At 64.9% G+C, this 17001-nt stretch carries 20 protein-coding genes; 10 read left to right on the top strand and 10 right to left on the bottom strand.

The window, feature by feature from the left end; genetic code table 11:
- Positions 1-111: 111 nt before the first annotated feature.
- Together ACIPZB_RS07450 and ACIPZB_RS07445 are read left to right on the top strand one after the other, a co-directional pair.
- The gene (locus ACIPZB_RS07450) at positions 112-1110 is read left to right on the top strand and encodes a DNA-binding protein (RefSeq protein ID WP_400639600.1); all 999 of its coding nucleotides are present in this window, start codon (positions 112-114) and stop codon (positions 1108-1110) included.
- A gap of 77 nt (positions 1111-1187) precedes the next feature.
- Positions 1188-1430: a hypothetical protein gene (locus ACIPZB_RS07445; RefSeq protein ID WP_400639599.1), complete on the top strand. Its 243-nt coding sequence runs from the start codon at positions 1188-1190 to the stop codon at positions 1428-1430.
- A gap of 49 nt (positions 1431-1479) precedes the next feature.
- Here ACIPZB_RS07445 and ACIPZB_RS07440 read toward each other — a convergent pair whose 3' ends face one another.
- Together ACIPZB_RS07440 and ACIPZB_RS07435 are read right to left on the bottom strand one after the other, a co-directional pair.
- On the bottom strand, positions 1480-1986 hold the full coding sequence (locus ACIPZB_RS07440) for a GNAT family N-acetyltransferase (RefSeq protein WP_400639598.1): 507 nt from the start codon (positions 1984-1986) through the stop codon (positions 1480-1482).
- Positions 1987-1996: 10 nt separating this feature from the next.
- The gene (locus tag ACIPZB_RS07435) at positions 1997-2710 is read right to left on the bottom strand and encodes an MgtC/SapB family protein (protein WP_008089476.1); all 714 of its coding nucleotides are present in this window, start codon (positions 2708-2710) and stop codon (positions 1997-1999) included.
- 408 nt (positions 2711-3118) lie between these two features.
- Here ACIPZB_RS07435 and ACIPZB_RS07430 point away from each other — a divergent pair, with 408 nt between their 5' ends.
- On the top strand, positions 3119-3586 hold the full coding sequence (locus tag ACIPZB_RS07430; protein ID WP_400639597.1) for a sterol desaturase family protein: 468 nt from the start codon (positions 3119-3121) through the stop codon (positions 3584-3586).
- Positions 3587-3589: 3 nt separating this feature from the next.
- Here ACIPZB_RS07430 and ACIPZB_RS07425 read toward each other — a convergent pair whose 3' ends face one another.
- The 3 genes from ACIPZB_RS07425 to ACIPZB_RS07415 form a co-directional block, all read right to left on the bottom strand.
- Complete coding sequence (locus ACIPZB_RS07425; RefSeq protein WP_400639596.1) at positions 3590-4489, bottom strand: bile acid:sodium symporter family protein; 900 nt, start codon at positions 4487-4489, stop codon at positions 3590-3592.
- A gap of 111 nt (positions 4490-4600) precedes the next feature.
- Positions 4601-5257, bottom strand: a complete 657-nt coding sequence (locus ACIPZB_RS07420) for an RES family NAD+ phosphorylase (RefSeq protein WP_400639595.1) — start codon at positions 5255-5257, stop codon at positions 4601-4603.
- The gene (locus ACIPZB_RS07415) at positions 5250-5936 is read right to left on the bottom strand and encodes a hypothetical protein (RefSeq protein WP_400639594.1); all 687 of its coding nucleotides are present in this window, start codon (positions 5934-5936) and stop codon (positions 5250-5252) included. Before ACIPZB_RS07415 ends, ACIPZB_RS07420 begins: the two co-directional genes overlap by 8 nt.
- Positions 5937-6102: 166 nt before the next feature.
- Between ACIPZB_RS07415 and ACIPZB_RS07410 the strand changes: the two genes are divergently transcribed.
- The 7 genes from ACIPZB_RS07410 to ACIPZB_RS07380 all read left to right on the top strand — a co-directional run bounded on the left by ACIPZB_RS07410 (position 6103) and on the right by ACIPZB_RS07380 (position 11439).
- Positions 6103-6984, top strand: a complete 882-nt coding sequence (locus tag ACIPZB_RS07410; protein ID WP_400639592.1) for a Dyp-type peroxidase — start codon at positions 6103-6105, stop codon at positions 6982-6984.
- A gap of 89 nt (positions 6985-7073) precedes the next feature.
- Entirely contained in the window at positions 7074-7982 is a 909-nt protein-coding gene (locus tag ACIPZB_RS07405; RefSeq protein ID WP_400639591.1) for an aldo/keto reductase, read from the top strand.
- Between the two features lie 4 nt (positions 7983-7986).
- Positions 7987-9288, top strand: a complete 1302-nt coding sequence (locus ACIPZB_RS07400) for an NTP/NDP exchange transporter (RefSeq protein ID WP_400639590.1) — start codon at positions 7987-7989, stop codon at positions 9286-9288.
- 126 nt (positions 9289-9414) lie between these two features.
- A complete protein-coding gene (locus tag ACIPZB_RS07395; protein WP_008090016.1) occupies positions 9415-9633 on the top strand; it encodes a KGG domain-containing protein in 219 nt (72 codons plus the stop codon).
- 126 nt (positions 9634-9759) lie between these two features.
- Entirely contained in the window at positions 9760-10350 is a 591-nt protein-coding gene (locus tag ACIPZB_RS07390; protein ID WP_400639589.1) for a nucleosidase, read from the top strand.
- Between the two features lie 89 nt (positions 10351-10439).
- Positions 10440-10568, top strand: coding sequence for a PSPA7_2676 family Cys-rich small protein (locus ACIPZB_RS07385; protein ID WP_008090012.1), 129 nt, complete (start codon positions 10440-10442; stop codon positions 10566-10568).
- Between the two features lie 10 nt (positions 10569-10578).
- Complete coding sequence (locus ACIPZB_RS07380) at positions 10579-11439, top strand: Ku protein (protein WP_400639588.1); 861 nt, start codon at positions 10579-10581, stop codon at positions 11437-11439.
- 11 nt (positions 11440-11450) lie between these two features.
- On the opposite strand, the gene ACIPZB_RS07375 is transcribed toward ACIPZB_RS07380, so the two are convergent.
- Genes ACIPZB_RS07375 through ligD form a run of 5 tightly spaced genes read right to left on the bottom strand, consistent with a single transcriptional unit; the run spans position 11451 to position 16995 of the window.
- A complete protein-coding gene (locus ACIPZB_RS07375) occupies positions 11451-12113 on the bottom strand; it encodes a glycosyltransferase (RefSeq protein ID WP_400639587.1) in 663 nt (220 codons plus the stop codon).
- Complete coding sequence (locus ACIPZB_RS07370; protein WP_400639586.1) at positions 12110-12709, bottom strand: class I SAM-dependent methyltransferase; 600 nt, start codon at positions 12707-12709, stop codon at positions 12110-12112. Before ACIPZB_RS07370 ends, ACIPZB_RS07375 begins: the two co-directional genes overlap by 4 nt.
- Before the next feature lie 10 nt (positions 12710-12719).
- On the bottom strand, positions 12720-13475 hold the full coding sequence (locus tag ACIPZB_RS07365) for a PIG-L deacetylase family protein (RefSeq protein WP_400639585.1): 756 nt from the start codon (positions 13473-13475) through the stop codon (positions 12720-12722).
- Positions 13472-14515, bottom strand: a complete 1044-nt coding sequence (locus ACIPZB_RS07360; RefSeq protein WP_400639584.1) for an acyl-CoA dehydrogenase — start codon at positions 14513-14515, stop codon at positions 13472-13474. The genes ACIPZB_RS07365 and ACIPZB_RS07360 overlap by 4 nt, the downstream gene beginning before the upstream one ends.
- The gene (ligD, locus tag ACIPZB_RS07355; protein WP_400639583.1) at positions 14512-16995 is read right to left on the bottom strand and encodes a DNA ligase D; all 2484 of its coding nucleotides are present in this window, start codon (positions 16993-16995) and stop codon (positions 14512-14514) included. Before ligD ends, ACIPZB_RS07360 begins: the two co-directional genes overlap by 4 nt.
- Positions 16996-17001 lie beyond the last annotated feature (6 nt).

Here is a 17001-nt window from a genome sequence, read left to right as displayed (position 1 = left end):
TAAGCCGTGATTATTCAGTGATAGAAATGCATTGAGTATTCCGCTTAGAAAAGACACAATACATCTGTAATTACATAATACGTAACACGGTACGAAATCGTAGGAGCGACCATGGCCCGGGGCGGCATCAACAAGGCGGTAGTACAACAGGCAAGGCAGGTGCTGATCGCCCGGGGCGAACACCCAAGCATCGATGCAGTACGTATCCAATTGGGTAATACGGGCTCCAAGACCACCATCCATCGCTACCTCAAGGAGCTGGAAGAACTGAAGCCGGCCGCACTCCAGGGCACGGCAGCGCTCAGCGAACCCTTGTCGAAGCTGGTGGCACAGCTGGCCACGCAGCTGCAAGAAGAAGCAGACACCTGCGTCGAGCAAGCCGAAGCGGCCTTCCAGCAAGCGCGCGAACAGCTCGAATCGCAACTGCAGCTAGCTCAGCAGGCGTTGGCGGCCGCTCACCAGCAACAGCAGATTCAGGACGCCGCCTTGGCAGCCGAGTCGGAGCGACTGGCCTCCACCCACAGCACGTTGCAGGCCGAACAGCTGCGCAGCGCCAGCCTCAACCAGGCGCTCGGTGAGCTGCAGGTGCGCCTGACCGACAAGGACGAGCAGGTGCGCTCGCTGGAAGAGAAGCACCGGCACGCCCGCGATGCCCTGGAGCACTACCGCACGGCCAGCCGCGAGCAGCGCGAGCAAGAGCAACGGCGTCACGAAGCCCAGGTGCAACAGCTGCAGGTCGAACTGCGTCAGTTGCAGCAGGGCATGATCGTCAAGCAGGACGAGTTGACCCGCCTGCACCGCGACAACGAGCGCCTGCTCGGCGAACACCGCCAGGCCAGCAGCGAGCGTCAGGTACAGGACCAGCTGCTGGAACAGCGCGATGCGCAGATCCAGGGCTTGCGCACGATCCTGGCCCAGGCCCAAGGCGCCAGCGAAGAAATGCGCCGGCAATTGCAGGCGCAGGAGCAGAGCCTGGAAGACAAACGCGGTATCTGCGCAGAGCAGGGGCGGCAGTTGCAGTACCTGAAAGACGAATTGCTCAAGCGTGATGAGTCGCTCAAGACCTGCCACGCACAGTTGGCCCAAGGCCAGGCAGCCGATAAAGGGTAGTGAACGCTGCGTTGGTGTTGAACGATGTACCGCTGCAATGCTCACACCTTCAAAGGTTGCAGCGAAGGAGCAGAGCCATGAGCATCGAACGCAGCATTCCCGAGCTTGAGGCCTGGTATGCCCAGTACGATGACGCCAGTTACCGGCGTGAGTCCCCGGATGCCTACCATCACGACCTGGTGCGCACCGCCGAGGCTTTGCGTGACGATGGCGCAATCGACTGGGACGACTGGTTGGCCCTCAAGACCTTGGCAGACCAGGCCCACGGGCGGGCGCTGGAGGAAGCCGTGCAAGCCCATGTGGACGACCCTGACGCATGAAAGCCCTGCTGACAGTCAGGCCTCTACCTGGAAGCCGCGCAAGCGTGAATCAACGCAGATCCAGTAGCATGGCGCATCGGCCCTCCAGCCCCTGCGCGCGCTCGCCGGCCATCACGGTGCTCAACCGCGCACTCAGTTGGTCGTGGGCAATCACTTCGAAGCCGTAGCGTGCATAGAAAGGCGCATTCCAGGGCACATCGGCGAATGTGGTCAGGGTCAGTTGCTGCAGGCCAGCGCGTCGGGCAGCGGCGACCACCTCATCCAGCAGGCGTCTCCCGATGCCTTGGCCCTGGGCCTCCAGGCGCACGGACAGCTCTTCGATATGCAACGCCTGGCCCTGGAGGCAGGCACAGATGAAGCCCAGTAACGGGCCCTGGGCTTTTTCTGCCACCCAGCTGCGACCTGAATCGATGAATGCCTGGTGCGTATCCCCATCCAGCACTTCACCTAGGGCCAGCCACGCCAGTTCAGGGCGTTGGGCGAACGCTTGCGCGGCGGAGCGCTCAATGGCCATGAGGTGTGGTACATCTTCATAGCGGGTAGGGCGTACAAGCATTGCATGTTCCTCAATCCGTAGTCATCGCCTGTGGCTGCAGCTGCCAGCGCACCGAGCTCACGCCTTTTTCCAGGCTCACCCGGCTGACCAGGCGCTCCAGTTGTGCCGGCGCCTGCGGGTTGCCCAGCAGCTCTGCACGTACTTCCAGGCGGGCTGGGTTGGGCAGGTCTTCGCTATGCAGTGACTGCAGGCGCAGCTCGGGGTCGCCCAGGCTGTGCAGCATCAGGCTGCGCACCTGGATTTCGTCCTCGGCGCGGCAGACGACACGCACCTCGAACCGTTGTTCGACTTCACTGGCCGGCAACACTTCCTGGCGATCCAGGCGCTGGGCGATGTCGCGCAGCAGGATGTTGGCGCACAGCACCACCAGGCTACCCAGGGTCGCCTCCAGCAGCAGGCCAAGGCTGCACAGGACGCCGACCGCCGCAGTGCACCAGAGGGTGGCGGCGGTGTTCAGGCCGCGCACATTGAAACCGTCGCGCATGATCACGCCGCCACCCAGGAAGCCGATACCCGAAACCACGTAGGCGGCAACGCGCGAGGCGTCGGTGGGGGCCATGCCCGGCACAGCCTGGGTCATCAATACGAAAAGGCAGGCGCCGGTGCTGACCAGCGCGTTGGTGCGCAGGCCGGTGAGGCGCTGGCGCAGTTGGCGCTCGGCACCGATCAGGGCACCGAGCAGCAGGGCAATGCTGACACGCAGCAGAAAGACTTTCCAATCCATAGCAAACCTCTAGCGCGGGGCAAATGCCCGCTCGAACGCCATGTCGATGGCGTGGCTGTAAAAAACCAGAAATGCGCAGGACCACAAAGGGGAGAGGGGAATGCAGCCGCAAGGGGCTGGGAGAAATTCCACCGTCTGGCCAGGGGCGAGACAGTGGCAGGACGCTGCCGGACTAGCTCGCCGAGTGGGCCTGTCGCAAGCGACTGGGGCTACTGTCCAATTCAGGACTCCTGTGCAGGGGTGCGAAATTGCGACGCGGACCTTACGCCCGGCAGCAAGCGGGGTCAAGGGCAGAAAGATGACAATGGCTTAATCGAGAAATGCCCTACAACCGGTCACTGCCGCATGGAAAAAAAGGCGGGCAATCGGTACCCTTGCGGCACTTTTCACCTTCACCCGGACCGTTACATGCTGCTCAATTTCCTCGTGCTGCTTGGCACCCTGGTGGCCATGGAAGGTGTCGGCACGCTGGCGCACAAGTACATCATGCATGGCTGGGGCTGGTGGCTGCACCGTTCGCACCATGAACCGCAGCTGGGCATGCTCGAAACCAACGACCTGTACCTGGTGGCCCTGGGCCTGATCGCCACCGCGCTGGTGGCGCTGGGCAAGGCCGGCCATGCACCGCTGCAATGGGTCGGCGCGGGCGTGGCAGGCTACGGGGTGCTGTACGTGCTGGCGCATGACGGTTTGTTCCATCGTCACTGGCCGCGTCAGCCACGGCCGGTGAACCGCTACCTCAAGCGCCTGCATCGCGCCCACCGGTTGCATCACGCGATCAAGGGCCGCACCGGCAGTGTGTCGTTCGGCTTTTTCTATGCGCCGCCCCTGAAAGTGCTCAAGCGCCAGTTGCAGGCTCGGCGCGACCGCGCCTGAGCGTCAGTTGGCCGCTTCCCCCTTGGCGGTTGTCTCCACGCCAGCATGCCCACGGCTCACCCACCAGCCGAACGCGGCAGCGGTAAAGAACATGATCAGGCTGTACAGCGCCGCCGGCACCGCCATGGTGGCGTTGTTCAGCAGTGACGGGCTCAGGGCCAGGGCGATCGCCAGGGTGCCATTGTGGATGCCGATCTCCATGCCGATGGCGATGGCCTGGCGCTTGGGAATGCTCAGCAAACGCGGCACCCAGTAACCCACCGTCAGGCTGACCAGGTTGAACACCAAGGCCGCCAGACCGACCACGGGCGCGTACTCGACCACCGTCTGCCAGTCCTTGGCCATCGCCAGGACAATGGTGAAGGCCAGGAACAACGCGGCCACCAACTTCATCGGTTTTTCCATGCGCGCGGCAAACGCTGGCGTCCAGCGACGAATCAGCATCCCCAGCACCACCGGCAGCAGGACGATGGCGAACACCTGCATGACCTTGGCGAACTGTAGCGGTATGGCTTGGTCGGAGGCCATGAACCAGCTCAGCGACAGGTTCACCAGCAAGGGCATGGTCAGGATCGCGATCAGTGAGTTGACCGCTGTCAGGGTGATGTTCAGGGCCACGTCACCGTGGGCGAGGTGGCTGAACAGGTTGGCAGTGGTGCCGCCCGGTGAGGCCGCCAGCAGCATCAGGCCGACCGCCAGCGCCGACTCCAGGCCAAAGCCATTGGCGATCAGGAAACACAAGAACGGCAGCAGCAGAATCTGACACACCAGTCCGACCACCACGGGTTTGGGGTATTTCACCACCCGGGCGAAGTCGGCCAGGGTCAGCGACAGCCCAAGCCCGAGCATGATGATGCCCAGGGCCAGGGGCAGGAAGGCGGTGAGCAAGGGCGAGGCGGTCATGGGCAAGCACTCGGATGAAGGATCCGGAGAGTCTAGGTCGGCCTCTGGCGATCGCTAATTGCATAGCGCCATCGCTAGGTAACTTTTTGTTACTGAGCGGCGCGCTGCGCTTCAGTCTGCATCAGGCAGCAGCAGAACGCCTATGCGCTCAGCCAAATCAAGCAGGTCGGAGAACGTGGCTGGGTCGCTCAACAAGTCTCGGCTGGCCGCGTGGGCCTGTAGCACAGTGCCGGCCACCCGGTCGCCGAACAGAACGATCGCAACGGCCTCATCGTCCTGCCGCGATACCCAGCGTAGCCCCTGTGCTTGCGGGGCAAAGGCGTGGATGGCTTCGGCCCATTGCCGTGTGTAGGGGTAGCGTTCTGCCTCGGTGTCGATCAGTTGCGAGCGCGGCACCCCCAGCAGGCGCAGGGCCTTGCTGGACAGATCGACCAGTTGCAGGTCGCCGCCCAGCACCACCTGTGAATGAAGGTTGCCGACGTAGCGGCGCTGCTGCACGGCTTTGAAACCCGGGGCATAGGGTATGTCATGGAACACCGTTTCCATGGCCGCGCAGTGGAACGTGGTACCGGCATACAGGGTGGGGATGACTTGACCGGCCGCATCCTTGATCGGGCTGAAGCGGGCATCGCCCACGCCGGTCGGGTTGTATTGCGCAGCGCCGAAGCGTTTGTTGTGGATGCGATGGAGGAGGGTGCCGGCCGCCAGGGTAATGAACGAGAGGTTCAATGCCTCACCGGGGACCGGCAGCCTCGGGGGTTTAGCCATGGGTAATACCGGCAACCTCTTGCTGGGCAGCCGCCACGACGCGTTCGGGTGCACTGCGCAGCAGGTCCTGCGGGCGCTTGGCGCCAAGCCAGCTGTTCACGGACATGAACCAGTAGGCCATTTCCCAGCCATCTTTCATCGGTTCAAGCACCGTGATCAATTCCTTGAGCACCGGCAGCGGACGATAGCTGGTCGTTTCATCGAGCCCGTAGAGCGGGAAGTAGTCGACGCCTTCATGGCGGATGGCGAAGAGGCGCTTGTCACGCTTCCATTTGCTCGGTTGCGAGCTGGGGTTGGCCGCGCTGAAGTTGGCCAGGCTGGCGATTTCGCCCGCGCTTACCCAATCACCGCTCTGCAGCACGGCGGTCTTGGCTTTCGCCAGCATTTGCGCTTGCTTGAGCTGCGTGGAGGTCACAGGTTTGGCCGGAACCAAGGCCTGCACGATCAGTTTGACGGCCTCTTCGGGTGCGCCCGCCACGCGTGCGGAGAAGTACTGCCCGAGCATTTCCAGCGCACTGACGTAGACGTCCAGTTGCTTTGCGCTGTCGGCGTTCACTTCGATGACGATGCCGGTCTTCGACTGGGCACGACCCTTGGCTTTCTCCAGGCGTGTCAGTAACTCCCGAACATTGCCCACCGCGGGGTGGCCAATACTGAAGATGTCTGCTGCTTGGGCCATTTGCTCCTCCTCGCGGTAATCATGATTACCACTTTCAATGCTAACCATCCTATCCGCAAGCCCTGCTTGCCGCAAGCCGCGCCCTTACCCCTGCGGCATTGGCTGCGTTGCGGTAGCGATGCTGGCGCAGTAGCATTCCCGCTTTTAGCGAAAGGATTAGCCCGTCATGCCGTTCCAGCAAGGTCTGCTTGCCACCCCGGTGCCGGCCCAGGCCCGCCATCTGTTCTTCACGTTGCAGTCGCCCGAAGCCCTGCCTGCGGCGCTCGATGCGCTGCTGCCACAGGTGGATGGCCAGCGTCTGATTGTCGGTATCGGCGCGCCGCTGGTAAAAGCGCTGGGCCGTGAAGTGCCTGGCCTGCGAGCGTTTCCGCAGCTGGATACGGTGGTGGAGAACCCAAGCACCCAGCACGCCCTGTGGCTGTGGCTGCGTGGCGACGAACGCGGCGACCTGCTGTTGCAGGCCCAAGCCCTGGAAGCTGCACTGGCCCCGGCCCTGCGGCTGGCCGACAGCGTTGACGGTTTCCTGCACCGTGGCGGCCATGACCTGACCGGTTACGAGGACGGTACCGAAAATCCGGTCGACGAGGACGCCGTGGCGGCCGCCATCGTGGCCGGCGATCAGCCGGGCCTGGCGGGCTCCAGCTTCGCCGCTTTCCAGCTGTGGAAGCACGACCTGGAATACTTCAAGTCACTGCCCCAGGCCGACCAGGACAACATCATCGGTCGACGCCTGGCCGACAACGAAGAGCTCGACGACGCTCCGGACTCGGCCCACGTCAAGCGCACTGCCCAGGAAAGCTTCGAGCCCGAGGCGTTCATGGTCCGCCGTTCGGTAGCCTGGGCCGACAGCCGCGGCGCCGGCCTTGCGTTCGTCGCCTTGGGCCACAGCCTGGAGGCCTTCGAAGTGCAGCTGCGGCGCATGAGCGGGCTGGAAGACGGCATCATCGACGGCCTGTACCGCTTCAGCCGGCCACTGACCGGTGGATACTACTGGTGCCCGCCCATGACCGAAGCCGGCCTGGACCTGAGCCTGCTGCTGCAGGCTTGAGCCCTAAACATCCCGACACAGAATCACCGGCCAGTGCAGGCGGGAGCGGCTAGCCTTGAAAGTTTCCGACTTATGACGGGAGCTTTTCCATGTATGGTCGTCGCGATGTCCTACGTGCCAGTGCGGCTTTGGGCTTGTTGGCCGCCAGTCCCTGGTTGCACGCCGCTACCTCCCCCGGGTTGCTGACCCGCAAGGTCCCGTCCACGGGCGAGGCCTTGCCGGTGATCGGCGCGGGCACCTCCGGCAGTTTCGAGGTGGCGCCCGATTCGGCCCAGTTCCAACAGCTCAAGGCAGTGCTCAAGGCGTTTTTCGACGGCGGCGGCAAAGTCATCGACACGTCGCCGAACTATGGCGGCGCCGACAGTGTGCTCGGCCAGTTGCTGGAGGAGGGCGGCTGGCACCGGCAATGCTTCATCGCCACCAAGATCGCCGCCGACAGCCGAGCCGACGCCGAGGCGCAATGGGCGGGCAGCCTGAAAAGCCTGCGCACCGACAAGGTCGACCTGCTGCAGATCCACAACCTGCGGGACTGGCAGACGCAACTGCCCTATGCCCGTGAACTCAAGCAGCAGGGCAAGACCCGCTACGTCGGCATTACCCATTACTTGAACAGTGGTCACGATGAAGTCGCCAGCATCGTGCGCCGTGAGCCGCTGGACTTCATCCAGATCAACTACTCGGTCAACGCGCCGCAAGCCGCGCGCGAACTGCTGCCCTTGTGCCAGGACAAGGGCGTGGCGGTCTTGATCAACCGGGCGTTCGACGATGGCCGCCTGTTCGGCCGGGTCAAGGATCAGCCGCTGCCCGCCTGGGCGGCGCAAGCCGGCATCGGCAGCTGGGCGCAGCTGTTTCTCAAGTTCGCCATCAGCCACCCGGCGGTGACCACGGTAATCCCCGCGACCGGCCGCCCCGAGCGCCAGCTCGATCAACTCAAGGCCGGGCATGAACCTTTGCTCAGCCAGGCGCAGCAACAGGCGCTGATCCAGCAGTTCGGCTAAGGCCGTGGCCCGCTGGCGCAAACAGCTGGAGCAGGGACTGAACATCCGGCCTGGCGAGGGGCCGGCCGTTGTCGCGGGGCTTGCGCTGTTCTACCTGCTGTTCACCGGCTACTTCATGTTGCGCCCGGTGCGCGAGACCATGGGTGTGGCCGGGGGTGTCGACAACCTGCAGTGGCTGTTCACCGGCACCTTCATCGCCACCCTGGCGTGCCTGCCGCTGTTCGGCTGGCTGGCCTCGAAGGTGCGGCGGCGGCATATCCTGCACTGGACCTACGGGTTTTTCGTCAGCAATTTGCTGCTGTTCGCGGTGTTGTTCGCCTGTCAGCCGGACGACGTAGGGCAGGCGAGGGCCTTCTATATCTGGCTGTCGGTGTTCAACCTGCTGACCATTTCGCTGGCCTGGAGCGTGCTGACCGACCTGTTCGCCAGCGAGCAGGGCAAGCGACTGTTCGGCCTGCTGGCGGCGGGTGCGAGCCTGGGCGGGCTGAGCGGGCCGATTCTGGGCGCGCTGCTGGTCGCGCCGTTGGGCCATGCGGGCCTGGTCATGCTGGCGGGCCTGTTTCTGCTGGGTAGCATGGTCGCGGCCGAGTACCTGCAGCGCTGGCGCGACCGCCACCCCTTGCCTGCGGCGAGCGAACAGCCCGACTCGCGGCCTTTGGGCGGCAATCCCTTCGCCGGGGCAACGGCCGTGCTGCGTTCACCGTATCTGTTGGGCATCGCCTTGTTCGTCGTACTGCTGGCCAGCGTCAGTACGTTTCTGTATTTCGAACAGGCCCGCATCGTCAGCGAGACGTTCACCGACCGCACCCGCCAGACCCAGGTGTTCGGCCTGATCGACAGCGTGGTGCAGGTACTGGCGATCCTTACCCAGGTGTTCATTACCGGGCGCCTGGCCAGGCGCATGGGCGTCGGCGTGTTGCTGGTGGCCGTGCCACTGGTGATGGCGGCAGGTTTCCTGTGGTTGGCGCTGGCTCCGGTGTTTGCGGTTTTCGTGGTGGTCATGGTGGTCCGTCGGGCAGGCGAGTACGCGCTGGTAAGGCCGGGGCGAGAAATGCTCTTTACGGTGTTGCCGGCCGAGGACAAGTACAAGGCCAAGAGCTTCATCGATACCGTGGTCTATCGGGGCGGTGACGCCTTGAGTGGCTGGGTCAAGCGGGCGCTGGACGTGTTTGCCGAGCACCCGCAGATGGCCATGCTGATCGGTGCGCTGATCGCCGTGGGCTGGGGCCTGACCGGGGGCTGGCTGGGCAGGCGCCAGCGGCAACTGGACAGCAGCGACGGACAACCCGGCGCACCAAATAAGTAACGCCCGTTTATTAACGCCACCGGTCCGAACGCTTGGCGATAAAACGAATCCCTCGCTATCGCCGAACTCCGAACCTATGTACGGCGTTCTGCCGTGCATTTCCGAAGTCACATGAGGTTTCAGACCATGGCTAACAAAGAGAACAGCCGTACCGGCAGCCAGGGCGGCCAGGGTGGCACCAAGAACCCAGGCAACTTCGCCAATGACCGGCAAAAAGCTTCCGACGCCGGACGTAAGGGCGGGCAGTCCTCCGGCGGTGGCATGAGCCAGGACCGCGAATCGGGCCGTAAGGATGCCGATATGAACAAGGACCGCGAGTCAGGCCACAAGGGCGGCCGCTCGTAATTGAAGCCTGCGCAGTGCCGGGGCGACCTGGCACTGCTGGCGCAAGGTTTTGCCGAACACTTGCATTCGGGCAGGGTTTGCCGACAATGGCTGCGCCCTCGCAAGCCATTCGGAACCGCCCGCGCCATGCTGCTCATCAAGCAATTCCCCCACATTTCCCTCGCCGACACCCTGTTCGTCTTCGCCCTTGAGGCCGAAGCCGGTAGCGTGTTCGCCGACGTCAACACGGTGTTCACGGGTATCGGCAAGGTCAATGCCGCCATCGCGTTGACAAAAGCGGTGCAGCAGCACCGTCCCAAGCTCATCGTCAACCTCGGCTCGGCCGGCAGCCAGCGCTACGGCAAAGGCGAAGTCGTGTGCTGCACGCGCTTCGTGCAGCGCGACATGGACGTGACCCCACTGGGCTTCGCCCGCTACGAGACGCCGCTGTCGGACATCCCGGTGCTGCTGGAGCATGGCGAGGCGATTCCCGGCCTGCCACTGGGGGTCTGCGGCAGCGGCGACAGCTTCGAGGTCAACCACGGCGAGTCGCCTTACGACATCGTCGACATGGAAGCCTATGTGCTGGCCCTGATCGCCGGCACGGAAGGTATCCCCTTCGTATGCCTGAAATACATCTCCGATGACGCCGGCAGTGACGCAGCGGACGACTGGTCGGTGCAGGTTCACCTGGCGGCGGAGGCCTTCAAGCGCGTGTTGTTCAGCAGCGAAGGCTGAGGGGCAGGGCGCAATTGGAGTAAACCTTCACCGCGCCGCGCAGTCACTTCAAGTAAGTGCCCGACCTTTTCGGGCCAAGGAGGTGGCTGATGACCCTTGTCTGCCTGCTGCGTGGCTGCCACTGGCGTACCCTTGTGAGCGCTGAGGCCAATGGCCTGGTCTGCCAACAGTGCGAGCGCTGCGGCGCGATGCGCTCCAGCCAACCGCTGCAACCTTAGGAGGCTCGCCATGGCCAGGGCAATCTGGAAAGGTGCGATCAGTTTCGGCCTGGTGCATATCCCGGTCTCGCTCAACACCGCCGTGCGCACCGAACGGGTCGATTTCGACTGGCTCGACAAGCGCAGCATGGAGCCGGTGGGCTACAAGCGGATCAACAAGGTCACCGGCAAGGACATCGACAAGGACAACATCGTCAAGGGCGTCGAGTTCGAGAAGGGCCGCTACGTGGTGATCAGCGAGGAAGAAATCCGCAGCGCTCGGCCCGAAGCGACGCAAACCATCGACATTTTCTCCTTCGTCGCGGCCAGCGAAATCCCGTTGCAGCACTTCGATACGCCTTACTACCTCAGCCCCGACCGTCGCGGCGGCAAGGTCTATGCGCTCTTGCGCGAAACCCTGGAAAGCACTGGCAAGGTGGCCCTGGCCACGGTGGTGCTGCACACCCGTCAGCACCTGGCGCTGCTGCGCCCGCTGGAGGATGCGCTGGTGATGATCACCCTGCGCTGGCCCGGCGAGGTACGTGGGGTGGAGTCGCTGGAGCTGGACAAGAGCGTGACCGAAACCAAGGTCGACAAGCGTGAACTGGACATGGCCAAGCGCCTGGTCGAGGACATGAGCGGGACATGGGCGCCGGACGAATACCATGACGCCTTCCGCCATACCATCATGGACCTGGTCGAGGAAAAGGCCAGCAAGGGCAAGATCAGCGTGGTGGACAAGGGCGATGCAGTGCCAGAGAAGGGCGCCGATATCATCGACCTGACCGAACTGCTCAAGCGCAGCCTGGGCGGCAAGGGCGGCAAGAAAGCACCGGCAGAGAAGGCACCGGCAGAGAAGAAACCGGCCAAGCGCCCGCGCAAGGCCTCCTGACGCGGGCAGTGCTACTGCAGCGTCGAGTCCAGACGCGCCAGATAATCACCAAACCCTTCCCGTGCCCGGCTATCGCGGCGGCTGCTGGTCGCCACGCTATGTTTGGCCGTCCACACGATCTGCGCGCCGCTGGCCTCCAGGTCATGCACCAGTTGCACGTCCTCATGGGCCGCCAGCGGCCGGAACCCACCGACGCGTTCATAAGCCTGCGCACAGACGCCCAGATTGGCACCGTGGATATGCCTGTGCCCTTCGCAGGCCTGGTAGCCACTGAGGTAGCGCTTGCGCAGTGCGGCGCGTTGCCAGGGTTGCCAATGCGCGATATGCACCGTGCCGCAGACCACTTCGGCGGTGCAGGCGAGCTGTGACAACAGCCAGTGTGGCGGGACCTGACTATCGGCATCGGTACAGGCCAGCCAGCAGGCACCGCGCTCGAGCATCAGCGCCGCCCCGAGCCGCCGCGCCATGCCAACGCAGCCAGCTTCGACCGCCATGGTATGCACACCATGCTGCCGAGCCACGGCGGCACTGCCATCGACGCAACGGTCCAGTACCACCAGCACTTCGACCCGATGGCCTGCCTGCTCGGCCACCGCCACTGCCGCGGCCATGGCCTTCAGGCAACGGCCCAGACGCCGGGCTTCGTTGTGCGCCGGGATCACCACCGCGATCATGGGCAGGTCTCTTGCAGGTCGACCACGCTGGGCTGGCACGACCAGTACTCCAGCACGAAGTCCGCTTCCTCATGGCGGCAAACCGGATACAACGGCAGGTGGCTGGCCAGCAGGTGGTGAACTTGACGCCCATCCTGGGGGCAGCCGGCGATCGGGTGCAGCCAGTGACAGGCCAGCACACCGCCGTCGCAGGTCAGGCTGCCCACCGTCTGCTCGATGACCTGCAACCAGTCGGTCGGGTCCAGGTAATAGCCGAGTTCGCTGAGCACGATCAGGTCAAAACGCTCACCCGGCCAGTCGACGGGCAGCCGGCCCTTGACGACCGTGGCATTGGGCATGGCGGCCAGGCGCTCACGCGCCAGCCGCACGGCGGTCGGGTCGAGGTCCTGGCACAGCAGTTCGGCACAACGCTCGGCCAGCGCGGCGCTCAGCTCGCCGTTGGCGCACGCCGGTTCGAAAACGCGCTGGTAGTACTGGCGCGGCAGGCAGGCCATGAGGAGATCGCGCTTGCGCCGCTCGTACCAGCGCGTGCGGAACGCCCAAGGGTCCTCGTCGTGGGCGTACAGGTCGGCGAAATAGTGCGCATCGAGGCTCATGACCCATCCCCTAGAGAAAGACCAGTTCAAACGGTTGCAACAGACACTCCAGCAGGTCGGGCGGCAGTACCGCAGGTCGCTCCTGGTCCGGCTCCAGCTGGCTATGGTGCGCGGCCAGGGCCTGGCGCTTGCGGGCCAGGCGGGATTCGTCGAGGGCGATGCGGTGCGCCCGTGACCAGGGCAGCCGTGGGTCGTCGGGCTGCGCCCAGTGCCAGGCCCACACCGGCACTTCGACCAGTTGCACTTTGCGCGCCTGGGCCGCTTGTGCCGCTGCGCGGCCGAGTGTCTCGTGGTCGCAGTGGCCGTCGCCACGCCAGGTGGTCATCAGCAGGTCTTCGGGCCTGAGCAACTGGTTCAGGTGGTTGACCAGGAACGCTTCGTCGCGGGGCAAGGCGCCGTCCTTGAGGTGCAAGCGCCGCCAATCCAGCTGGTTGAGGTCCAGGTCCAGCTGTTGCAAGGCATGCCGGCTTTCCAGCGGTCGCTGGCGGCGCAGACGGTGTTCGGTCCAGGTCGACGAGTCCGGGTGGCTGCCTTCGCCGTCGGTGGCGGAAACCAGCAGCAGGTCCTGCTCGCGACCGTGCATGCCCGCCAGCAGGCCGCCGGCCATGAGGATCTCGTCATCCGGGTGCGGGGCCAGCAATACCAGGCGCCGGCCCGGCGGGCACAGCTGATCGGGGGTGAGCCAACCGGCACGGGCCAGGTGCGCCGACTGCTGCCAGGCGGCCCAGGGCGTGCCGTTGCTGGCCTGGATCAGGTTCTCGCTCATAGCTGCCAGGCTCCTGCCGGCACCTGGGCCAGCTGCTGTCCAAGGGTGGCCAGGTCGCGTTCGGCGTGGCTCTGGCGCAGGAACACCGGCAAGTCGGCGCTGAGCCTGGCGAAGTGGCTGCTGCGGCAGAACGGCGTTGCGCCCAGCGCGCGGCCCACATGGTGGATGACCTGTTCCACCGACTGTTCGACCTGGGCACGCACGCGGCGTACCTCGAAGCTGGCGTCGGCGCCCGGTTGGCGGTCGATCCAGGCGGCGCACGCACGCAACGCTGCCCGGGCGCCACACAGGGCAGCGTCGACAGCGCCCAGATGCGCCTGGGCATGGGGATCGGGGTGGGGTTTGCGGCAATGCTCGCGCAAGTAGTCGGCCAGGGCCTCGGCGGCGCCGTACCAGCAGGCGGCAATGCCCGCGCCGCCATGCCAGAAGCCCGGGCGTGTGAGGTATTGGCCTGGCTGACCGATCGCAATGCCGGGCGCGTCGTCGAACTCGACCTCGACGCTGGTGGTGGTGGCCATCCCGACCGCCTGCCAGTGCTCGACCTGCAGGCGTTGGCGGGTATGGGCCAGTTCGATGGCCACCAGCTGCGGCTGGTCATCCTCGGCCCAGGCGGTGATCAGTGCGCGGTCGATCTGCAGAGCGCCGGAGCACCAGGCCTTGCGCCCGGCCAGGCGCACCTGGTCGCCGTTCCGGCCGACGATACGCGCGCGGGCATCGGGTGGCTCGGCCGCCCACACACCCCATACGGCATCACCCACCCGGTGCGCGGCGCCACATTCGGCCAGGATCGCCAGGGCGTCGGTATGCCCCTCGTACAGTTTCGCCAGTGCCAGGTCGCAGCCGGCTACCCGCGCCAGGGTCTGCCAGCGCTGCAGGGTATGGCCCTGGCCGGGCAGTGGCAGCAGGTCGAGGTGGTCAGCCAGCAGCGCCTGCATCAGCTCGGCCAGCTTGGTGTCGAGGTTGAGTGCCTGCGGGCGTTCGCTGAACGTGCGCAACAGGCTGTCGAGGGTGTTCAAGTCGAAATCCTGGATGATGCTCATGCCATCCCCATCTGTTTGCGCATGCGCGCGGTAATCGATTGGCGGGTCTTGGCCAGGTCGGCCCAGGGGTCGTCGAGGTCGGCCAGGCGATCATGCAGATTGCCGATATGCCATTGGTTGGCGCCCTTGAGTTGAGCCAGCTCCGCGCGCCAGATCGGCACCGACACCGGCAGTCCTTCGCGGGCGCGCAGGGAATAGGCACAGGCCGTGGTGGCGCCCTGGCCGTTGCGCAGGTAGTCGATGAAGATCCGCCCGACCCGGTTCTTCTGCCCTGACACGGCGCTGAGGCGGTCGGGGAACAGCTTGGCCAGGTAGTCGACGATGGCGTGGCTGAAGTCCTTGACCTCGTCCCAGTCGGCCCGCCGAGTCAGCGGCACTACGAGGTGCATGCCCTTGCCGCCACTGGTCTTGAGAAACACCTTCAGGCCCAGCTCGTCGAGCAGCGTCAAGGTCAGCTGGGTGGCGTCGAGCATGGCTTTCCACGGCAGTGCCGGGTCCGGGTCGAGGTCGAGCACGAAGCGGTCGGGCTTGTCGAAAGCCTTGTTGGTGGCATTCCAGGTGTGCAGTTCGAGCATGTTCATCTGGACCGCGCCAAGCAGGGTATCGGGGCGATTGATGACCATCGCCGCCTGGCCAGCTTCGGCTTTGTCGTAGCTGAGCACGTTGGGGAGATGCAGCTGGCCGGCATTTTTCTGGAAGAACAGCTCGCCCGTCAGGCCCTCCGGGGCGCGCACCAAGGCCACCGGGCGGTCCTTGAGCTGGGGCAGGAGCCAAGGCATTACCTGGGCGTAGTACTCGGCCACGTCGCGCTTGGTGGCGCCTGAGGTGGCATCGATCACCCGGTCAGGGTGGGTCAGGCGCAATGCGCTCAGCGGCTCATCGTGGGGCGGATGGCGGGGGATCTTCTTGCCGGGCATCGGGCGCTCCAGGTCGATGGCGGTGGCAGGCTTGTCATCGCGCAGGCCGTGAAACACCGCGTGGCGTACCGAGCCGTCGCGGGTCATCTGGGCGTAGGCGACTTCTGCCAGCAGTTGCGGCTTGAGCCAGTGCACACCGCGGGCCTCGACGCCGGTCGGCGGGTTGGCCAGGGCAGGTTTGGCAACTTCCAGGGGTTTGAGCCGGGCATGGATCGTGCCGAGTGTGGCGGCGCTGAAACCGCTGCCGACCTTGCCGGCGTAGCGCAGCTCGCCGCTGTCGTTGTCGTGAAGGGCCAGCAGCAGTGCACCGAAGGCCGTGCGGCTGCCCTTGGGATCGGTGTAGCCGACGATCACGAACTCCTGGCGCTGCTTGCACTTGAGCTTGATCCAGTCGGCACTTCGCTTGCCCAGGTAGGGGCTGCCCAAGCGCTTGCCGATCAAGCCTTCGAGCTGCAGGCGGCAGGCGCTGTCGAGCAGGGATTCGACCGGCTGGTCGAAATCGGCGGAATACTCCAGCACCTCGGACTGCTCGTCCTCCAGCAGCTTGGCCAGGGCCGAGCGACGGTCCTCCAGGGGCAGTTGGCGCAGGTCATGGCCACCAAGGTAGGGCAGGTCGAACAGGTAGTAGACGATCTGCTCGTCATTGTCGGTGTCGAAAGCGTTCTGCAGGGCCTGAAAATCAGACACGCCATGCTCGCCCTTGACCACCATCTCACCATCGAGCCAGGCCGAATCGATGCCCAGCGCGCGCAGCGCTTCGACCTGCCTGGGCATCTTGCTGCTCCAGTCATGGCCGTTGCGAGTGAACAGCCGAACATCGTCGCCTTCGATACGGGCCAGCACCCGGTAGCCGTCGAACTTGACCTCGTAACGCCAGTCGCCGCTGGGCGGTGAGTCGACCAGGGTAGCCAGCTGCGGTTGCAACTGGGCGGGCAGGGCTGCTTTCTTGCCCGTGGCCGGCCGTTTGCGCCTGGCAGGCGCCTGAGCGGCCTTGGCAGGACGGCGTGGTACCAACGTACGGTCGCTCAGCACGCTGTCGGGTTGGGCATCGACGATGCTGTAGTCCGACTCGCTGCGGGCCTCGCCGTCGTTGGACTTGACCAGCATCCATTGCTCTTTCTTGCCCGCCAGGTGGGTGCGAAACAGGTTCCATACGCCATTGAGCTTCTCGCCCTGCAGGCGAAACCGCAGCTTGCCCTTGGCATAGGCTTGCCGGGCGTTGCCTTCGGGCTCCCAGATGCCACGGTCCCAGACGATCACGTCGCCGGCGCCGTAGTGGCCCTCGGGGATATTGCCCTCGAAACTGGCGTAGTCGAGCGGGTGGTCCTCCACCTGCACGGCCAGACGCCGCACTTTAGGGTCCAGTGACGGGCCTTTGGGGATGGCCCAGCTTTTCAGCGTGCCATCGAGCTCCAGGCGAAAGTCATAGTGCAAGTGACTGGCGTCGTGTTTCTGGATGCAGAACTGCAGGGCATGGGCCTTGGCACGCCCGCGCTTGCCGCTGGGCTCGGGCGTGGCGTTGAAATCGCGCTTGCGCTGGTACTCCTGCAGGGGCTTGGCCATGACGGG

The organism is Pseudomonas sp. NPDC089396 (assembly GCF_044749545.1).
GTDB lineage: Bacteria > Pseudomonadota > Gammaproteobacteria > Pseudomonadales > Pseudomonadaceae > Aquipseudomonas.
This window is presented reverse-complemented; position numbering and strand designations above follow the sequence as displayed.

Coding starts and splice junctions, on each gene's coding strand:
- ACIPZB_RS07415 (WP_400639594.1), bottom strand. CDS start 5,936: ATGGCCCAAGCAGCAGACATCTTCAGTATTGGCCACCCCGCGGTGGGC.
- ACIPZB_RS07450 (WP_400639600.1), top strand. CDS start 112: ATGGCCCGGGGCGGCATCAACAAGGCGGTAGTACAACAGGCAAGGCAG.
- ACIPZB_RS07385 (WP_008090012.1), top strand. CDS start 10,440: ATGACCCTTGTCTGCCTGCTGCGTGGCTGCCACTGGCGTACCCTTGTG.
- ACIPZB_RS07370 (WP_400639586.1), bottom strand. CDS start 12,709: ATGAGCCTCGATGCGCACTATTTCGCCGACCTGTACGCCCACGACGAG.
- ACIPZB_RS07435 (WP_008089476.1), bottom strand. CDS start 2,710: ATGGATTGGAAAGTCTTTCTGCTGCGTGTCAGCATTGCCCTGCTGCTC.
- ACIPZB_RS07430 (WP_400639597.1), top strand. CDS start 3,119: ATGCTGCTCAATTTCCTCGTGCTGCTTGGCACCCTGGTGGCCATGGAA.
- ACIPZB_RS07405 (WP_400639591.1), top strand. CDS start 7,074: ATGTATGGTCGTCGCGATGTCCTACGTGCCAGTGCGGCTTTGGGCTTG.
- ACIPZB_RS07395 (WP_008090016.1), top strand. CDS start 9,415: ATGGCTAACAAAGAGAACAGCCGTACCGGCAGCCAGGGCGGCCAGGGT.
- ACIPZB_RS07375 (WP_400639587.1), bottom strand. CDS start 12,113: ATGATCGCGGTGGTGATCCCGGCGCACAACGAAGCCCGGCGTCTGGGC.
- ACIPZB_RS07440 (WP_400639598.1), bottom strand. CDS start 1,986: ATGCTTGTACGCCCTACCCGCTATGAAGATGTACCACACCTCATGGCC.
- ACIPZB_RS07365 (WP_400639585.1), bottom strand. CDS start 13,475: ATGAGCGAGAACCTGATCCAGGCCAGCAACGGCACGCCCTGGGCCGCC.
- ACIPZB_RS07360 (WP_400639584.1), bottom strand. CDS start 14,515: ATGAGCATCATCCAGGATTTCGACTTGAACACCCTCGACAGCCTGTTG.
- ACIPZB_RS07420 (WP_400639595.1), bottom strand. CDS start 5,257: ATGGCTAAACCCCCGAGGCTGCCGGTCCCCGGTGAGGCATTGAACCTC.
- ACIPZB_RS07390 (WP_400639589.1), top strand. CDS start 9,760: ATGCTGCTCATCAAGCAATTCCCCCACATTTCCCTCGCCGACACCCTG.
- ACIPZB_RS07425 (WP_400639596.1), bottom strand. CDS start 4,489: ATGACCGCCTCGCCCTTGCTCACCGCCTTCCTGCCCCTGGCCCTGGGC.
- ACIPZB_RS07410 (WP_400639592.1), top strand. CDS start 6,103: ATGCCGTTCCAGCAAGGTCTGCTTGCCACCCCGGTGCCGGCCCAGGCC.
- ligD (WP_400639583.1), bottom strand. CDS start 16,995: ATGGCCAAGCCCCTGCAGGAGTACCAGCGCAAGCGCGATTTCAACGCC.
- ACIPZB_RS07445 (WP_400639599.1), top strand. CDS start 1,188: ATGAGCATCGAACGCAGCATTCCCGAGCTTGAGGCCTGGTATGCCCAG.
- ACIPZB_RS07380 (WP_400639588.1), top strand. CDS start 10,579: ATGGCCAGGGCAATCTGGAAAGGTGCGATCAGTTTCGGCCTGGTGCAT.